The 16,771-nt window shown below is 64.1% G+C and carries 19 protein-coding genes; 7 read left to right on the top strand and 12 right to left on the bottom strand.

The features are described 5' to 3' along the window. Window positions 1–132 precede the first annotated feature (132 nt). The 7 genes from ACZ50J_RS21730 to ACZ50J_RS21760 form a co-directional block, all read right to left on the bottom strand. The gene (locus ACZ50J_RS21730) at window positions 133–378 is read right to left on the bottom strand and encodes a hypothetical protein (RefSeq protein ID WP_464301489.1); all 246 of its coding nucleotides are present in this window, start codon (window positions 376–378) and stop codon (window positions 133–135) included. 256 nt (window positions 379–634) lie between these two features. Beyond that, complete coding sequence (locus ACZ50J_RS21735; RefSeq protein ID WP_464301490.1) at window positions 635–826, bottom strand: hypothetical protein; 192 nt, start codon at window positions 824–826, stop codon at window positions 635–637. Window positions 827–1,461: 635 nt separating this feature from the next. Beyond that, window positions 1,462–1,668 carry a helix-turn-helix domain-containing protein gene (locus ACZ50J_RS21740; RefSeq protein ID WP_464301491.1) on the bottom strand — a complete coding sequence of 69 codons (207 nt, stop codon included), beginning with the start codon at window positions 1,666–1,668 and terminating at the stop codon, window positions 1,462–1,464. 831 nt (window positions 1,669–2,499) lie between these two features. Continuing rightward, window positions 2,500–3,393 (bottom strand): helix-turn-helix domain-containing protein, encoded by an 894-nt coding sequence (locus tag ACZ50J_RS21745; protein WP_464301492.1) that lies wholly within the window; start codon window positions 3,391–3,393, stop codon window positions 2,500–2,502. Window positions 3,394–3,484: 91 nt separating this feature from the next. After that, the gene (locus ACZ50J_RS21750; protein WP_464301493.1) at window positions 3,485–3,919 is read right to left on the bottom strand and encodes a hypothetical protein; all 435 of its coding nucleotides are present in this window, start codon (window positions 3,917–3,919) and stop codon (window positions 3,485–3,487) included. Between the two features lie 130 nt (window positions 3,920–4,049). Then, on the bottom strand, window positions 4,050–4,382 hold the full coding sequence (locus ACZ50J_RS21755) for a hypothetical protein (protein ID WP_464301494.1): 333 nt from the start codon (window positions 4,380–4,382) through the stop codon (window positions 4,050–4,052). Window positions 4,383–4,441: 59 nt separating this feature from the next. Next, window positions 4,442–5,086, bottom strand: a complete 645-nt coding sequence (locus ACZ50J_RS21760; RefSeq protein WP_464301495.1) for a hypothetical protein — start codon at window positions 5,084–5,086, stop codon at window positions 4,442–4,444. 138 nt (window positions 5,087–5,224) lie between these two features. Between ACZ50J_RS21760 and ACZ50J_RS21765 the strand changes: the two genes are divergently transcribed. From ACZ50J_RS21765 to ACZ50J_RS21775, 3 genes are all read left to right on the top strand, one after another. Beyond that, window positions 5,225–5,584 (top strand): hypothetical protein, encoded by a 360-nt coding sequence (locus ACZ50J_RS21765; protein ID WP_464301496.1) that lies wholly within the window; start codon window positions 5,225–5,227, stop codon window positions 5,582–5,584. Between the two features lie 105 nt (window positions 5,585–5,689). After that, window positions 5,690–5,914 (top strand): hypothetical protein, encoded by a 225-nt coding sequence (locus ACZ50J_RS21770; RefSeq protein WP_464301497.1) that lies wholly within the window; start codon window positions 5,690–5,692, stop codon window positions 5,912–5,914. Window positions 5,915–6,066: 152 nt separating this feature from the next. Next, complete coding sequence (locus ACZ50J_RS21775) at window positions 6,067–6,609, top strand: PH domain-containing protein (protein WP_464301498.1); 543 nt, start codon at window positions 6,067–6,069, stop codon at window positions 6,607–6,609. A gap of 81 nt (window positions 6,610–6,690) precedes the next feature. Here ACZ50J_RS21775 and ACZ50J_RS21780 read toward each other — a convergent pair whose 3' ends face one another. The 5 genes from ACZ50J_RS21780 to ACZ50J_RS21800 form a co-directional block, all read right to left on the bottom strand. Next, complete coding sequence (locus ACZ50J_RS21780; RefSeq protein WP_464301499.1) at window positions 6,691–7,086, bottom strand: hypothetical protein; 396 nt, start codon at window positions 7,084–7,086, stop codon at window positions 6,691–6,693. A gap of 344 nt (window positions 7,087–7,430) precedes the next feature. Continuing rightward, a complete protein-coding gene (locus tag ACZ50J_RS21785; RefSeq protein WP_464301500.1) occupies window positions 7,431–7,835 on the bottom strand; it encodes an RNA polymerase-binding protein RbpA in 405 nt (134 codons plus the stop codon). A 376-nt stretch (window positions 7,836–8,211) separates the two neighbouring features. After that, on the bottom strand, window positions 8,212–8,721 hold the full coding sequence (locus ACZ50J_RS21790) for a hypothetical protein (protein WP_464301501.1): 510 nt from the start codon (window positions 8,719–8,721) through the stop codon (window positions 8,212–8,214). 367 nt (window positions 8,722–9,088) lie between these two features. After that, window positions 9,089–10,009, bottom strand: coding sequence for a DUF5131 family protein (locus ACZ50J_RS21795; RefSeq protein WP_464301502.1), 921 nt, complete (start codon window positions 10,007–10,009; stop codon window positions 9,089–9,091). 150 nt (window positions 10,010–10,159) lie between these two features. Next, window positions 10,160–10,669, bottom strand: a complete 510-nt coding sequence (locus tag ACZ50J_RS21800) for a hypothetical protein (protein ID WP_464301503.1) — start codon at window positions 10,667–10,669, stop codon at window positions 10,160–10,162. A 224-nt stretch (window positions 10,670–10,893) separates the two neighbouring features. On the opposite strand from ACZ50J_RS21800, the gene ACZ50J_RS21805 reads away from it, so the two are divergent. The 4 genes from ACZ50J_RS21805 to ACZ50J_RS21820 all read left to right on the top strand — a co-directional run bounded on the left by ACZ50J_RS21805 (window position 10,894) and on the right by ACZ50J_RS21820 (window position 16,734). After that, the gene (locus tag ACZ50J_RS21805) at window positions 10,894–11,232 is read left to right on the top strand and encodes a hypothetical protein (protein WP_464301504.1); all 339 of its coding nucleotides are present in this window, start codon (window positions 10,894–10,896) and stop codon (window positions 11,230–11,232) included. Window positions 11,233–11,238: 6 nt separating this feature from the next. Then, entirely contained in the window at window positions 11,239–12,369 is a 1,131-nt protein-coding gene (locus ACZ50J_RS21810) for a site-specific integrase (RefSeq protein WP_464301505.1), read from the top strand. 1,121 nt (window positions 12,370–13,490) lie between these two features. After that, complete coding sequence (locus ACZ50J_RS21815; protein ID WP_464301506.1) at window positions 13,491–14,084, top strand: hypothetical protein; 594 nt, start codon at window positions 13,491–13,493, stop codon at window positions 14,082–14,084. Window positions 14,085–14,160: 76 nt separating this feature from the next. Continuing rightward, window positions 14,161–16,734, top strand: a complete 2,574-nt coding sequence (locus ACZ50J_RS21820; protein ID WP_464301507.1) for a type IV secretory system conjugative DNA transfer family protein — start codon at window positions 14,161–14,163, stop codon at window positions 16,732–16,734. Window positions 16,735–16,771 lie beyond the last annotated feature (37 nt).

Here is a 16,771-nt window from a genome sequence, read left to right on the forward strand (position 1 = left end):
TGCGTGCCTTGCCCTTCCACCGCTTCACCACGACGCCAGCCACGTTTCTAGCAGTGTGCAGCCCTCGGTGCCCACGCTGGCGAGAGCAGGTCCACAGCGTCACCGGTCCGGCTTTCGTCGCCCTACAGGTCCTCATGTCTGCTTCTCAGTCTGCTGATTAGCGTCACGGCGAACACGGTCGCCGTCAGTCGTGATCGCGTAGTAGTACGAGCCACGCACACCCGGCGACCGAACAGTTTTCTCCACCAGTCCTTTTCGAGCCAACGCGGCAAGGATGCTGCTGTGCCCACTGCCGTCCCGTCCGCCGAGTTCCATCGGCGTGCGCGGCTTGCCATCGAGCTGGTTGAGCACGTCGAGTTGAAGAGCCGTGAGCTTCATCGCTGATCACCCGCAGACTGTGCTCGGGCTTCGCAGGACCGGTGGATGCCGTTGGGAACAGCATCGAAGATCGGCGTCGGCGGACACACCTCGTGATCCGCCTCCCACGAACAGAGCACCACCCCACAAACCCGGCACACGCCATACGGTGCAAAGACAGCAGCTCGCGGCCCTTCTCCCGGCGACCAACGCATGGCATCGGGCGTCGGCGCTTCATCGATCGCTGCCAACGTGGCAGCAGGGCTCGTTGCAGGCATCACTTCTCACCCTCAATCTGCTGATTGGCGGCACGAATGACCTCACCTCGCGTGGTGACTGGCACCATCCCTTGCGCGCACTCATCAACCGCTCGGTTCCGCTCTAGGAATGCCTCGGCATCGCGCTGGTCGGCGAAGATCACGGCTTCCTGACCCTGGCCAACATCGACCACCAAGACGATCCGGCTCATTCGGAATCACCGCCCCTATGCTGCTGAGTGCGTGCCGCCTGACCGGCGGCGATCCGGCGTTGCTTGGTCAGGTGCTCGCGCAGTCCTCGGACCTTGGCGAAGTTGCGCCCGCACTTGCAGTCGGTTGTGTCCCCGTAGCCATGCTCCTGGGTGCTCTCCCAATCGCTCATTGCGCGTCGCCCCCAGTCTGCTGATTGACAGTGTCGTACCGCGACCCGTGTTGTCCTGGTTCGTTACTGCCCGTACATACAAACTCGTGATCCGTGCCGTGCGGGCAGCGCTTGTTGCCGCACTCGTCACAGACGACCATCCACCACACCTCAATGTCGGCGCGGACAAGGCAGGCAAGGCATGGGCATGCCGTGGGTGCCGGACTGTTCGGGAACTGGCGGTGTTGCGCCTCACTCACTGCGACCGCTCCTTAAAGCGTTGTGCTGCGGATGTTCCGATGTCCATGACTTTACGTGCATATGGGGGTCAGTGGAACCACGGTTTCCTCGGCGCAGCAGCAGCAGCGCATCGTCGTAGCAGGAGGCAAACAGCATCAAGACACTTGGCAGCGGTCCGAGTGAGAGGCATACCACCGGTAGCCCGTGAGCGTGTGGGGGATAGGCCAAAGTGGCGCTGGTGCTTCGCTAGTGAGGCGGGTCAGTCACGCGGTTCTCAGTTAGCCAAGCGCGGAGGTCGGCGACGTCGTACCGGACGAGATTACCGAGTTTGATCCACGCTGGGCCACCTCCACGAGTTCGCCATGCCCGCAGCGCGGCCGGAGTCACCGTCAACCACTCGGCGGCCTGTTCAGTGGTGAGGAGAGCCGGGGTGGTCACCGGGCTATGCGACATCGGCCTTGGCCCGGTCAAGTCTGATGACCTGCGCCCAGAACGCGCGTCGGAGAGTGTCGGTCATGTCGCCGATGTCGACGGAGTGCTCGGTAGCGAAATCGCGAACGTCGGGCCAGATGGGGCGAGGGAGGTCCCATTGTCTACGTCGGGGACAGTTTGCATGGTGCGTCATCAACTGGATGCGTTGACTGTCAGTGGCATCACGCCACCAGCGGCGGGCGTACTCGTCTCCGATGGCGCTGACAAGATCGTGCCGAGCTGGACGCTCGGGCAACGTGATTCGGGTACTTCGGTCTCGGAGGCGGCCAAGTCCCTCGTGGGTGGTCTTTGCCGGTGGCGTATGGCGCGAGGGTGGTGCTGGCACCGGCGCGCGATCACGGTGTGGGTTGGGAGCGATGGCCGTGGGTGCTTCGGCCAGCCGGATCGCTTCCCGGATTGCGGTGACGAGTCCTTCGTCGGCGCCCGTTCCTGCCGCGATGTCTGGGTCGGAGAGTGCGGTTTGTTGGATGCACGCGACGATGAATGGGACAGGGGCGCCCCGGTGGGAGGAGCCATCCGCGTGAGCATCCTGTTGGCGCTGCGGTGTTGGCCTTATCGCGGGTGGGGGTGCGGTGCTCTCTGGCGGGGGGACTGTGGGTTGTCCGGCTGCGCACCGCCAGACGTTTGGGCGTACTTTCACGGCGGTTCCTTCATGGACTAGCACGTCGAGTGCCGAACGAACGCCCGACCTTGTGGCGGGGTCGCCGATCGCGATCATCAGCTCATCGACGGTGAAGTGCTCGGATGGTGCACGGCGCAAGGCGGTGTGCACCCGAGACACCTGTGTTGAGGTCATATGAGTCCTCCGTAAAACGGGTCCTTGGTTTCATTGGGGTATGGCGCGAGTGACAGCCCGGTGTCTGTCCAGAACTTGTCCATGGCGGCGTTGTCTTGCGCGGTGGCCGTGATCTGCTCGACGGCGTCACCGAGACGTGGCAGGCCCTGCGAGACCCACCGGCCGTACGCGGACAGTGCTTGCAGCGATGGCCAATAGCCCAAGGTGGTGACATACAGAGCCCCGTCGGGGTGAGCCTGAATGGCTTCCCATTGTTCGCTTGTCCCATGGTCGGGTAGTGCTGGCTGTGGGCTGTCAGGGGTGACGTGGAATCGCTCAATGGTGCGTTGCATGAGGGAAGCAGTTTGCTCGGCGTCGTCTGAAATCAGCCACGACCTGCTATCACGCATCGCAGCTCGCCAGCTGCCGCGCTCCTTCTGACACTCCTGCAACTGAGGAACCGGGGGAGTCCGGCTGCCAGAGAGCCAATCCGCCCCCCACGACCGGTCGCCTTGTCGAAGATACTTCGGGGCGGTCATTCCGGCCAGCAAGGCGGTGACGGCAGGGATTAACTCGCGGTCAGTTCCGCATATGGATTGGGCACCGGCGAAGAAGAACTCGTGTGGTTTCTCATCGAGGACCGCGTCGAGGTTATCCAGGACAGCCCCATAGGTCTCGGTGAAGGACGTGTCGATGGTCGGATGAGTGAGCGTGATTGTGAGCGATCCACCCAATGCCTCGACCGACTCGATCAGTGTCGAAAGGCGCAGGTTGGCACCGTTTTCAAGGCGTGTCTGTGTCGATGAGGTGATGCCACGACGTTCGGCGAGCCCGCGCATGGATATTCCCAGGCTCTCGCGAAGGCCACGCAGCAGTGCGCCTGCGGTCCTGGGGGTGCGGTGATCCGACATGGCAACACGTTAATCAGACGGAGCAGAACAATGCAATGGTATGTATTTAGATGCAGCACCCGTTCTGGGAGTGCTGTATTTAGAGGCAACCTCAGACGTCGCTGGATCGGGTCAGGAGGTAGTCCTGGTGCGCCTCATGGGTGCGTCGGTTCCAGGTGGCCAGGTCGGCGTCGGAGGGCATCCCGGGAGAGGGCCCGGGGGCGTTGAAATAGATTGTGTTGAAGCCGGTGATGACCTGGTCCTGGACGGTAGCGGTGCCCTCGATGCGCAACTCAGCGGCGTTGTCGATGTCGGGGCTGGCCGACAGACACAGGAGCGTGTCGTAGATGCCGTCAGGGACCCACCGCGGTGTCGGGGTGATGCTCGCCACGGGGACTCCGGTGATGTCCGGGGTTCGCCCGGTCGAAGCATCGAATGTGATGAGAATTGTGGTGAGCCCGCGTTCGCCGTCGATGAGGGCGATGGGTTCGGTGCCGTCGACTGGGCTGAGTTCGGCGTAGAGGTAGACCTTGGTGTAGTCCGGCATGGCGTGAGGTCCTTCGACGTGATGGTTGTGGTGACTGATTCACCGTCTCAGGTGCGGACCCTGTTGGTAACCGGGGTTTTTCACGTCCCAAAGACAGCACCAGTGGGGCGGGCAGTTTGCCTGGCTGATGTCAGGGAGTGCGGGTGACTTCTACGCGGATCGTGCCGTCGCTAGCTCGGACCGTGCGGGCGTCGACCGGGCCGACGAGTGCGGCGACGGTCTTGATCTTGCCGGTGCGTAGGTCGCTGGCGGCGACGCGGGCGGTGTCTAGGTGAGTGCTGGGGTAGGTCTTCCAGTGAAACCACTGTCCCGGTCCGGCAGAAGCGATCGCGTAAGCGCGCTCACGTAGGACGGATCGCGAGTCTGGGGAACCGTCTTCGGCGCTTGTCGGTTGCAACGGAGCGCCACACGCCGTGCATGTTGCCGGGCCGTCGTATGACACGACCTGGCCGCTGTCGGACAAGCTGGCAGCCGTGACGGTGAAGAGTGCGCTTCCACACTTTGGGCACTGCAACACGGAGGTCACGCAGACCGGCGACGAGCGGTCTCGATCAGGGTGCTGAGCCTGTCGGCGAGGTTGGGCCATCCGACCGCGGCACGGGTCTGTTGAGACATGCCGAGGGTGTCCCACAGTGCCCAACGAGCTTCGTCCCACTCGGGGCCGTCGACCAGACTCTCGCTGTGTAGCCCCTGCACGGTCTCGAACAGGTCGACGGCCATAGCCCCAGCTGGGGACGCGAGGGTGGGTGGCGTGTCTGGTTTGAGCCAGTGCCGCTTGCCGGGAGTGACAGCGAAGTGTGCGGATCGGGTTGTTTTCAGTGCAGCCAGTGATTTTCGGCGGAGCACTTCGCCGATGACGGTGTCGATGACGAGGACGTTGACGACCGCGATGATGAGCAGCACTGGGCTGGCAATGAATCGGGAGTACCCGAACGCGACGGCGATGACGAGCACGAGGTCCACTGTGGGGCGAACGAATCCGTGGCGCCAGGACAGGTAGCGGTTGGCTGCTGCGACGTCGGGGGTGGTGTTGTCAGGCCGGTGCACGTAGATGGTGATGCCGGGCGAGCCGAGAGGTATGCCGCTGATGGCTTTCGGGGTGGCGATTCCTCCCCATTCACGTTTGGCGTACTGCCAGAGTGGGGTGTCTGCGGTCTGTGGTGCCATGAGGACTCCTGGTAGGTGAGCGTCCCCAACATCTTATGTTGGCTTATGGGTCACGTCCGGTTCGTCACCTAAGTCCGGAGATTGCCAGGCACTCACGTACTTTGAAAGCACCGAACATCAACGGGATTGGGGAATCACGTGGACACACAACAGGCGCCATTGCAAGGTGCCGGGTCATGGGGGACATGGCAACTTGCCGCCGAGGAGGGGCAGCCCAGGGGCTTGCCGGTGGTGGCTTACCTGCACGGGCTGGACGATCACAATCCGGCATACCGCGGCGAAGAAGCGACGCTGTTGCGCAACGGATACGTGTGGGCAACCGTGTGGTCCGAGGTCACAGGCGACGATCCCGACCACGCACATGTGCGGGTCGCCACCGTCGCGCACTGGCTCGCGCCAGCGGAAGCGGCGGTGCTGCTGAACGGAGTTGGCGCTGACCTGCGATCGCTGCCCGCTGGTCCCGCTCGGAAATCGTTGGGGGCGCTGGTCCCGGAATAGCCCCGGGTAGCTGCCTTGGGGTAGGAAACGGGGGTTACGGCCGCGCGTGTCGCCGTGTTGACTCATACATGTCGGAACATCCCGAGACATGTGGAGGTAACACTCATGACGATCAATACGAACAACCTCGCGGTCATCGACAGCGACACGTTCATCAGCGTCCCGAACCCAGATGACCCGTTCGGTATGCCCGCGTGGGAAGGCGCTGCGCGCGACGCGCACCAGGGGCAGACCCCTGGGGTGTATGCCGTAGTCGACGCGGACGGCGAGGACTACGAGCTGGTGGTGGAGCGCGACGACAGCAGCTACCTGCGAGCCTGCACAGACTGACCCCGAGCGGTTCAGAGGCCGGGACCCTGTCCCCTCTAGCAACGGTGTGAGCGCGGGGCATCACCCCGTGTGAGAATCCCGAGACCTGCGCGCAGGGCATCCAGTAGCGTTCGCTGACGGGTCTGTGACCCCACGTTCTACGGGAGGCAATGATGGCGAAAGACGAACTCCGCCCAGACATCGCGGCGGCGGTCGGTCGGATGGCAAACAAGCTCGGCGCGAACCGAGAACTGCGGAAGCTAGCCGGTCATTTGTGGGAGGGCGAGAAGGTCTCAATGCTGGTGTCCGGCACGTACGGGCGCGGCACCGGGCTTCTCGTTCTGACCGACCGACGGCTGCTGTTCACCTATGAGGGGTGGACCAACGCGACGACCGAGGACTTCGCGTTCGACAACATCACCTCCGTCCAATGGAGTAGCGGGATGATGCTTGGGACAGTGACAATTTTCGCGGCCGGGGTGAAGGCTGAGATTAAGAACGTCGACAAGGGCAACGGCAAGCAGTTCGTGGATCAGGTCCGCAGTTTCCTAGCGACGTCGAAGCCCGCGCAACAGGCCGCGACCGCGCCTCCCACGCCTGCGGCGGGCAGCGACCCGATGGAACAGCTGCGGCAGCTCGGACAGCTCAAAGATGCTGGGGTGCTGACCGACGAAGAGTTCCAAACGAAGAAGGCAGAAATTCTCGCCCGGCTCTGAACAGCATCGCTCCAAAATGGGGTGGATACCGACCGGACCGGTCGGCATCCACCCCATTTCTCACGCTAGGTGCGGTTGGCGTTAGCGCAGTCCCTCCATGCCGGTTTCGTAGCGGATGATGAGCTGCCCTTCTTGGTTGACGCCGATCACGGTGAACTCAGCGTCATACGGGAGGCCGACGCCGATCCCTTTCGCGTGCAGCACGTCGTACTCGTCGTAGTCGCACCTGATTCGGCCGCGCGCGTCTAGAAGTTCCTCGTGGTTGACGGTCGTGACAACGCACAGGGCGCCTTCGTCGGCTGCGGATGGAGTCAGCATCGGGAGGTCTGGGTCGATGGGGCCTCGCGCGCTGTGCTGCGCGATCTTGGTGACTGTGTGGACGGCGGGGTGGGCTTCGATCGCCCGCCAGTCGATTTCATGCGGCGCGGCTTCTCCATCGTGCTCGACACGGAGTGTGATGAAGCTGGTCTCAGGCATCAGCGCTGGCCTCCGGCGCGAACGTTGCGGCGGTGTATGGCGACGCCCGGAACCATTCAGATGCGGGGCCTGTGACCTTGACCCACACTCCCCGCGGGTGCCCGGGGACGTCAACAGCGTCGTGTCGGTGTCCTTGAATCGTGACATGGCCGTTCGTGCCATGAGGTGTGCCGTGAGCGTAGGCCGGGTTGGGGTGCAGTTCGAGCGACATGACTGGTCTCCTTCTGTTGTGCGGGTGTTCCGACGGGGCGACATTAACCGCCATGGGTGACACGCGTGAGGCCCGTCACCAGCCAGGGAAACGGAACTGGTGACGGGCCCTACTCAGGGCAGCCAGGGGTGTGTCAGGCAGCCCTCACCCGGTTACGGCGCCGGGAGATTGCGTCGTCCAACAGCGCTTCCAGTTGCTCGGTCGTTCGGCGCTGGTGGAGTGCACGGAGATGGAACGTTGTGGCCCAGGACCCCGGGAATGCAGGCCCGTGCAGATCGGGGTCGACAGTGCGTGCGACGTCAGGGTCGAGGGCTGCACGGTCATTGCAGTGCCGACAGTCCCACATGTCGGGGACCCCGGCTGTGCTGGTGGCGACCGTGGCGGCGAACGTGACTGTGGTCTGGTGCCCGTTCGGACAGTGGTAGATGTAATCCTCGCGGTCGACGAACTCGATGGGACGGGTGTCGTCTCTGACCGGTGACCCCGGCCGGGCCACACCTGGGCGGTAACCGTGAACGATATCTCTCTCAACGACCATTGCAGTGACTCCTCGTTGCGTTGATGCGTGCTGTTCCGATGCAGATCACACTAAGCGCTTTGTTGGGCCACGCCCGACGGGCGATCCCCGCTGTCTCCGGTGGTCTCGCGGACATTCACTACAAGGCGCAGCGCGGAGCGCTGCTGCGTCTGTTGGTGATCGGCGTTCGCGTGACGATGGTGGAGGTGGTCGAGACCAGCTTGGATCGCCTCATCGAGCCTGTCGGCGTAGCCGGTCGGCGGCGGCACCTGCCGGTGGGTATGGCGGGTGCACGACCACATGAGGGCTGGTGTCCCGTCCGGGCGAGTAGCTGCGATGATCCGGATGGGCGCGACTGGGCGAGTTCGCCGCCCTATGGGATGAACGAGCACAGCAGTTACCTCCCGGCTTTCGTGTCATCGGCGACGGGATCAGCACCTGGGCAGTGCGGCGGCGGCTTCGTCGTCGTCGCGGTGGCACCTGATTCCCAGACGACAGGCACTTCGATGGCTTCAAACCCGACCGGGTTCCCGGCCTGGTCCCACACGGCTGCCTCGCCGTCGATGCAGCGGTGCAACCCGGCCACGAGGTCGGGCGTCGGATGGAACCTCCCGTCTTGGTAAGTGGCGCAGAAGGCACGAACCTGACTCCACGGGACGTACGCCGCATACGCCTCGTCAGGTATCTCTGGGTACCACTCGGTGCGGAACCACAGACCCTGCGGGTCTCGGACGTGCCAAGCGTCAGCTCCGGGGTACATGGCGGACGTGCCCTCAGTATCGGCTCGTCTCACTCGTTCCGCAGGGAAGGTGTTCCGGTCCCCGTAGGAGACGATGGTGTCGGTGACTGTCGAGAACTCCACGTAGAAGTCATCATCAATGACCGGCTTGATGATGTAGCCCGGCATCGGATCATCACTCTCCGGGCTCGTCGTGCAGTGCATAGTGTGGCTTTGCCGTGCGAGACGGCCCACCAGTGATGCGCTGTACGACTGCCACGGTGTAGCGGCACGTGTGGCGGGCTCCGTGGAGGCGGCAGTACCGCGGCGCGGTGTCGACACGGTTCGGGGTCATGACGTGGTCCCGATGCAGTCGGTGCACGTGGGCACGGCGGTCGTCTCAGTGAATCCGGCGTCCTTGGGGTCGAGGCCGCACCTGGTGCGGATCACCACGTTGTTGCCTTCGATGAGGACGCGGGGGAGATGTAGGGCGCGTCTACGGCCGATTCGCAGAACTGCGCAGGGCGCAGGCTCGGTACTGGTTCCGTTGGTGGCATTACGCATTGGGCGTCTCCTGAGGCCAGGGCTCACGCCAGTCTGCGGGATCATGGCCCTTGCCGGGCAGACCCCATCGGCGAGCCAGTTGTGTTCCGGTTTGCTTGAAAAAGAAGGGAATTGATCCGTCCGCGCACTGGTCGCGCAGAGCCTGCGCCCAAGCCGGGTCCATCAACCGTGCGCCAGGGCCCGACTCGCCCCCGACAATCACCCAGTCGAGGAGGGGCCAGGTGTCTTCCCGTGGATCGCCGCCGTAGAACGTGCCGAACGAGGTGAGATCGACCGGTCCCAGCAGCGGCTCGCACGACAGAAACCGCAAGGACGCGTTCGCGGTCAGTAGCTCGGGGATGCGTTCGTCAGCGTGTTGCTGATCTTCGACGGATACGCCCAACCAGACGTTAGGCAGCGGCCAGTTGAAGCGCACCCCTGCGCGAATTGTGTCGCGTCGGTCGGGTTCGAACCGGGCGGCTGCCCGGGTGGCTACGTCGTTGCGGAAGGTGTCCGAGTTGAGCAGTGACCGCATCCGCTTCGGTCGCTTCGTCAACACCTGGAAGGTGTGAGTGTCCTTGTCGGACAGTAGGTTTGTGGCCATTACCGCGAAGACATCGGCGAGGAAACTAGTCGTAGCCCTGGGGTGAAACAAGTCGCTCATGGAATCTACGAACACTCTCCGCGCGCGGGCCCAGTGCAGCGGCTGATCGAGCCGGTGTTCGTGCATGGCGAACCCAAACCCTGGCCCGGACGTTTCTGGTCGCCCGTCCGTCTGATACTCGGGCACGCCCATCGCCTTCAAACGTCTGGCCATCGAGAGTGCGTAGCACCCGTCACACCCTGGACTGGTCCTGTCGCATCCGGTCGTGGGGTTCCATGTTGCATCCGTCCACTCAATCCCACTGGAATCAGCCATGATTCGGCCTCTCATGGGAGCGGGGATGCCATGTGACGGCGTGCAATAGCGCCAGCGCGACTGCCTCGGCAGCCTTGTCGGCTGCACGACGCGCCCGAGTGGGTGCTTGCTGTGGTGGTGCAGTGGGTAAGGACCGCCCGAGCACGGACTGGGCGTTGACGGCGATCATGATGCGGCCGTAGCGAGGCCAGGAACCCATTGGCTGACACCGTGTTTGGAGACCCACTTGCCGTCACGCATTGCGTTCGGTGATGACGCACAGTGAGGGCAGATGTGGCCGGTTCCGTGGTACTCGCTGCACAGGGTGCAGTTGCTGTGCCACTGCTCATTGATCCGATCGGCAGGGTCTTGCCCGGGGCCGCGTCGCCCCGGCAGAAGACGGACCGCGTCACCGCCGAAACGGTCTGCGACAGCGTCGAGCACTTCGGCTTCGATCTGGCAGTTCTCCAAGAACTGTTCGTAGAGCACACGGAACTCTTCGGGATGATGCTTCGCCAACGCCTGAGTGGCGCGGTTGCGGGCCCTGGTCCGCAACAGCCGGGCACTGGTCTGCTTCTTGGGACGAGAGTTGGTGCACTTCTTGCACCACCCGGACCGGCCCTTGTAGAAGGCAGTCCGAAGCGGCTTCGTCTCGCCGCATTTCGGGCACTGCTTCACGGGCTCCTGAGTCGCCATGGCCGCGGCCCCCTTCATGTAGTGGGATGTTCCGACACATCCAATACTAAGTCCTGGATAGGGAGCAGTGGAAGGCCCGATTTGGCGCGCGGGCTTGTTGTGTTGACATCGCTCTCGTAGCGCGCTGGCCGCGCGGTGTCCCAGGGGTGGTCGGTGCTCGATGGCAGACTGGGCGAAGCATCAAGAGGGCTGGTGCGACCGGCATATGGGAAAGGTGTGACAGCGTGCTGCTGCGGATCATTGCGACCACCGTGCTGTGGTGGTTCGGTCGCACTGTGCTGGCCGATCACGGCCACAACAGCGTTGTCGTGCAGTGGTTGATCGCATTGGCAGTGGTCGTGGCAGCCGAGGCTGTGTGGCGTCTGTTGCTGGCCCGGGCAGGGCGTCCCCGAGTGCGGCGCCGCACTGGTTCGCCGCGTTCCCAAGAGGACATGGTTCCCGGCATACCGACACACCCTGATCACGAGGCCGATCCGATCGCGCACACCACGCCCACGCCGACCCCGGCCCGGGCCCCTCGTGCCGGAATCCGCGTCGGCCCTAACAAGCATCGGTGGGAGTAAACCCGTATGACTACGAGCGATCAGCACCTCACCACCAGGCAAGCCGCTGCCGTTCCAACACAGGTCGTAACCGAGGTCGCCAGGCTCGACCAGCTCGCAACGCAATTCGAAGCAAACGAGCTGTCGGAGCGCACCAAGCAGCTCTACGAGCGGGACTGGAACCACTTCGCCGCGTTCTGCGAACGGCACAACCTCACGCCGATCCCCGCCAGTGTGGACACGGTCCGCTGGTACATCGCCGACCTCAGTCGGACCAAGAGTGACAGTGGCGCGTGGACGTACAAGGCATCAACCATGGTCCGGCGACTGGCTGCGATCGCCTGGGTCCACAAGACGGCCGGTCAACCCAACCCGACCAGGGACTCACGGGTTCGTAGCGAGCTGAAAGGTATTCGCCGGGACCGGCAGTCCCCGACCAGGCGAATGCGGCCCTTGCTGACCGACGACATTCGAACAGTCTTGGACAGGATGACCTTCCACACCTGGCCGGACGGGGTGAAGGCACTCCGGGACGCGCTGGTGATCGTGGCCGAGTTCGCGTCCGGGCGCCGCAGCGACGAGATAGCGGCGCTGCGGATTGAGGACCTGCGACGGCACCCGAAGGACGGGCTGCACTTGCGGATCAGGAAGTCCAAGACCGACCAGACCGGCGAAGGGCAAACAGCAGTGGTCCCGTTCGGGGAGCACCCCGTCATGTGCGGACCGTGCCTGCGGCTGCGATGGCTTCGGCTGCTCGCCGCTGATGGAGACCGCCCCACGATGATGAGGCTGATCCTTGACGCTGGCCCCGCCGATCAGTGGGACCACGTGTGCACCGAGCCCGACCCGGACCTGACTGGGTGGGATAGCAACATCCTGCTGCCCGTGCTACGCCGATGGGGCGTCATCAAGAAGGCGCCGATGAGCACGGACGCCATCTACGACCTTGTGGTCGAACGGGCCGCAGCCGCCGGGTACCACGGCGGTTACGGGTCGCACTCGCTGCGTGCCGGGCATGTCACTACCGCGCGCCGTGCGGGTGCGTCAGCGCGGTCCATTTGCAACCAGACAGGGCACTCGTCGGAGCGGACCATGCTCGTCTACGACCGTGAATACGCGCCCGGGGTCGACAATTCCGCCAACCAGCTCGGACTATGACCCGGCAGTGCGCGGTCAGGTCAGTGGTTGTCGCGCCAGCGGGCGACTCGGGCCTGTAGCCCGTTGGTGCTGATCCCACCAGACGGCCGGGCATTGGCGGAGATGGGCCATCTTGCCCACCGCCGGGTGGCGGCCGACAGCTCGGGCCAGGAGACCCCACGGTCACGGTGACTGCTCAGCAGGTTGGTGAACCGGGCACTGGCCCGCGCGTCGTCAGGGTTGGAGCTGCGCAGTCCTCGGGTGCGCTGTACCTGGGGCGCGAGGTCACGCAGCTCGCGCGCTTGATCGGTGGTGAGGTGGGTATGAAGGAGCGGCCCTCGCGGGAACCGTGGCGAGGAGGCAGGTTCGGTGCCGTATTTGGTTGCGATCGTGTGGAGCCGCCGTGTGGAGACACCGCATATCGCAGCCATATGGTCGGCAGTCCACCCGGCCGCACGGGCTGCAAGCAGCAGGTTCGCGACACGAGTCGCCTTCGCCTGGTGCGTGGCGGACAGAGGGCTGGCAGCGTATGCCTCACGGTATGCCGCATATGCCTTCTTCACGCTGTCAGAGACGTGCTTGGGCAGTTCAGCCTCAGAGGGGGTCACCTACGAAATCCTGTCCGTACATGGCGACAACTGGACGAGTCCTGGCGCGCCTGGTTTGTTCCGATGCAACAGCACAGTAGATGAAGAGCCGGGCCACCCACTGGGGTCCCGGCTGTGGACTCGCCCGCCGCCATACTGGACCAAGAACGAGACGCCGATTCGAGAGATGCCGGGAGGTGGAATCAGGTGGATGGGTCGATGTCGTCCCCTCGCGAGAGTGACTGGCGCCTGTTTGCTGACTGGTGCGCGGCAACAGGCCACGTCCCGGCACACCTCACCTGGGATGACGCCGCCCGGTTCCTACACGACTGCCCGACATCCTCCCGGAACACCCGCCGCCGAGCCCGCGCCGTCATCACAATCTGCGCCGCCGCCGGGAACCCACTCGACGCGCCGGAATACACCACCTCGCCCCCTTCCCGGGCAGCTACCCGGGAAGGGGAGGGGTGGCTGGACCTGGACGCTGCGCTGGACCGTGTCTCCGTGTGGACGTGGCCGCGAGGGGTGACTGGACGCCGCGACAGCGCGCTAATGGTGGCGATCGCAGTCGCTGGGCTGACCCGAAAGCGGCTGACCTACCTCACATCCGATCAGATTCACTGGGAAGACGCCGGTGTTGCGCTGCTCGACGGCCAACGGATCACCGAAACGGATAACCCGGAGAGTTGCCCCACGTGCAGGCTGTGGAGGTGGGCTGAAACAGCCACCGCCGAGAACGAGAGGGGCAGGTCGGCAGCGATCCGCACGGTGACGGTCGCCGCGGCGACTCGGGACGGGCATGTCTGTCACACCAGTCCACCCTTTGGGGACTTCCCGGTGTTCTGCCCCAGCATTGACCGACATGGCTGGTTCGGTCCGACGCTGACCGCACGGTCTATGACCCGGATCATGGCAGCCCGGTTCGACCCAACCAGTGCTCTCTTGACTGCTGCTGACCAGCCCGTCGAAGCATCAGCACCTGCCCGTGAGCCTGGCACACCGCCCACCAGCCTCGAAGGGATGACGAAGCAGTGGGACGACGTGGACAGCAAGATCGACGCACTCCTCGCGGCTTCGATCGACCTCGCCGGAGGCGAAGGATTCAAGGCTGAGGGCAAGGGGTACTTGCGGGGACGTCGGAACAGCTGAGGGCGCACCTGCCGGTGACCCCCTTCTCGTGCAATTCTTGTGCCCTCACACCCAACACGATTGAGGGGGAATCAGCGTGGGCCTGTTCGGTGGCACCGTTCAGAGCACTGTCGGCGCAAACAAGTCCGGTGCTGGCGACAAGCAACGGTTCGGGCCTGACGCGAAGTGGTTCTTCCCGCTCATCGCATTCCTCCTGTTCTGGGTGGCCCCCCTGGCGGTCGTGGTCTACCTGCTATTTGTCGCCGCGTCGCAACTACGGAAAGTGCGGGCGTCCCGACTCGCGCTGATCGCGATGGGCAGCACCCTGGCGGCGGCCGTGATCGGCCTGGTCGTCGGCGGCGCAGGGCAACCTCTGCGCTGGCAGACCGAAGGTCTCATGTCGCTCTACCAAATGCACGGACTGCTTGACAAGGTGTTCACTCTGGTCCGGTGGGTCGCGTTTGACGTCGACACCCCCACTACCCAGAACCTGTCCATCCCTGCTGCGCTGCTACGAACAGTGCCGTTGTCTGTTCCTGCCGGGATGTGGCTGGGCGTCGCCTACTCCGCATGGATGCAGTTCCGTCGCAGCGCGCTCAACGACCTGGAAGGCGAGGAGTACCACGTAACTCGCCCCGAGGGGGTGCTGGACCGTCGCCGCGAGAAGGCATCAGTCGCCGCGATCCGGACGGGTCACGCCATTGACTTCAAACGGGGATTCATCGCGGTAGGCGTCGGCGAGTACGGCAAGCTAGTCAGCGTCGACATCAAGACTTTCCTGCGGCCGACGGTCGTGTTCGGAGGCCCCCGGCAGGGCAAGACCGTGTGGACCATGTCGGTCGTCACCCAGATGATTGCGCTCGGTAGTGGAGCGCTGATCATCGACTTCAAAGGCGACGGCGAGCTGCCCGCCCATTACGCCTGTGTCGCCGCCGCCCAGGGCCGCCGGTTCAAGCACTTCTCATTGCGAGACAAGAACAACCGGGCATACGTGCGACCTGCGGCGTCAGCTCCGAACCAGTCTGCGTTCTACGACCCGACTCGTAAGGGCAACGCAACGTCCAAAGCCGACATGCTGGTCAATTCCGTGCCCCGCGAGGGCGACGCGATGGCGTACTTCCGTGCCCAGTACGAGTTCGTGCAGACGGTGTTCTCGGTCGCTCAGATCACGGGCTACGGCCAGGACCGTGGGCTCGGCGGATTCCAGACGCTGCTGGAACTCCTCGACCTGGACAAGCTGCAAAAGGTCGCCCAGGACCGACACCCAGGCACGGGCCGATCCGCACTGGCCGACTACCCGGACTTGCAGCACCGGGTCGACAAGTACGTCGAAAACTTGCGGAAGGACGAGATTCAGCGAGGCGCAATCAACGACGCTGCCCGGCTGCTGGGCACCTACATGAACGGCCCCGCTGCTGGTGAGCATCTGCGCCCCGCACCGGAGGGGTTGAAGGACCTCAACATCGACCTGGTGGACGCGGTTCTCAACAACGAAATTGTGGTCTTTTCGCTGTCCGTACAGGACTATGGCGACCTGTCCCGCATGATCGGCACCCTGGTGATCCTCGACATGCAGAACGCCATCGCTGAGCTACGCGCCCAACTGTCGGAACACCGGCAACGCACAGGGAAGAAGGACGCAGCACCCCCATGGGAGTCGTTCTACGTCCAGATTGAGGAGTTCGGGTCGGCAGGGTCCGAAGCCGTGCTCGGCCTGCTCAACAAGGCAGGCGACGTTGACGTCCGCCCGATCCTGTCGTCCCAGTCATGGCACGACATCGTCGCCGTCACTGGCACTGATTCCTTCGCTCGCCGTGTATTGGACCAAGCAGGCAACGTCGTCGCGTTCTCCATCAACGATGAGCAGTCTGCGGAAGCCCTCTCGGGACTCACTGAGATGGTCACCAAGAAGTACGCCCGCAGCAGCAAGGAGTTCTCCGGTGGAGCTTTCGGGTCCAACCTGAAAGCCGCCAACACCGGGGAAATTCAGCCGACCCCAGTGCGGGAGCGGGCAGCCGACGCGGGAGCGTTCCAGAAGACCGGAAGGTTCGAGTTCCTGTGGTTTGCAAAAGAACCCAAGCCCCGCATCGCGCACTCGTTCAAATCGGGACCTGGCCACTGGTACGAAGTGTTGAAGTCCGTAGTGGTCCCAGCTGACGTGCTGGCCACAACAGGACAGGCCACCACGACGGTGACCGCCAACGAACCCCATCCCGCCGCGATAGGCACCCATGGGCGGGTCGACCTGGCAAAGGCTACCCCGGAGCAGGTGACGCATCCGCCGTCGCAGCACCCAACCAGGCTGCCCGGCACCGACCACGGTGCCACGCAGCCGATCCCACAAGGTCACACGGCCACGCAGCCGATTCCCACGCGTCGACCGGCCGATGCGTGGGCTGCCGACGCTCCTGCGTCCGCTCGTGGGTTTGGGTTCGCCCCGGACGAACTGGTCGATGACGGTCCGGCAGCCGACGATGACTACCCCGATGATGGCTCCGAGTGGCTGCCGCCAACCGGCGAGGAGACCGCCGTCGCACCGATAGTGGGTAGTTCCGACGCCTCTGATGGTGATGCCGTTGAGGTGGACGACCCGACGGGTAGAGTGCCAGTTGATGAAAGGCACGTCGTAACACCAGTCGATGACCCCGACACCCCGACGTGGAACTTCTAACAACGCGGGAACCGTAGACCCCGCGCCACACACCCGA

The organism is Flexivirga sp. G2 (assembly GCF_055397625.1).

Coding starts and splice junctions, on each gene's coding strand:
- ACZ50J_RS21780 (WP_464301499.1), bottom strand. CDS start 7,086: ATGCCTGAGACCAGCTTCATCACACTCCGTGTCGAGCACGATGGAGAA.
- ACZ50J_RS21735 (WP_464301490.1), bottom strand. CDS start 826: ATGAGCCGGATCGTCTTGGTGGTCGATGTTGGCCAGGGTCAGGAAGCC.
- ACZ50J_RS21795 (WP_464301502.1), bottom strand. CDS start 10,009: ATGAGAGGCCGAATCATGGCTGATTCCAGTGGGATTGAGTGGACGGAT.
- ACZ50J_RS21745 (WP_464301492.1), bottom strand. CDS start 3,393: ATGTCGGATCACCGCACCCCCAGGACCGCAGGCGCACTGCTGCGTGGC.
- ACZ50J_RS21800 (WP_464301503.1), bottom strand. CDS start 10,669: ATGGCGACTCAGGAGCCCGTGAAGCAGTGCCCGAAATGCGGCGAGACG.
- ACZ50J_RS21730 (WP_464301489.1), bottom strand. CDS start 378: ATGAAGCTCACGGCTCTTCAACTCGACGTGCTCAACCAGCTCGATGGC.
- ACZ50J_RS21740 (WP_464301491.1), bottom strand. CDS start 1,668: ATGTCGCATAGCCCGGTGACCACCCCGGCTCTCCTCACCACTGAACAG.
- ACZ50J_RS21770 (WP_464301497.1), top strand. CDS start 5,690: ATGACGATCAATACGAACAACCTCGCGGTCATCGACAGCGACACGTTC.
- ACZ50J_RS21810 (WP_464301505.1), top strand. CDS start 11,239: ATGACTACGAGCGATCAGCACCTCACCACCAGGCAAGCCGCTGCCGTT.
- ACZ50J_RS21775 (WP_464301498.1), top strand. CDS start 6,067: ATGGCGAAAGACGAACTCCGCCCAGACATCGCGGCGGCGGTCGGTCGG.
- ACZ50J_RS21790 (WP_464301501.1), bottom strand. CDS start 8,721: ATGCCGGGCTACATCATCAAGCCGGTCATTGATGATGACTTCTACGTG.
- ACZ50J_RS21785 (WP_464301500.1), bottom strand. CDS start 7,835: ATGGTCGTTGAGAGAGATATCGTTCACGGTTACCGCCCAGGTGTGGCC.
- ACZ50J_RS21750 (WP_464301493.1), bottom strand. CDS start 3,919: ATGCCGGACTACACCAAGGTCTACCTCTACGCCGAACTCAGCCCAGTC.
- ACZ50J_RS21760 (WP_464301495.1), bottom strand. CDS start 5,086: ATGGCACCACAGACCGCAGACACCCCACTCTGGCAGTACGCCAAACGT.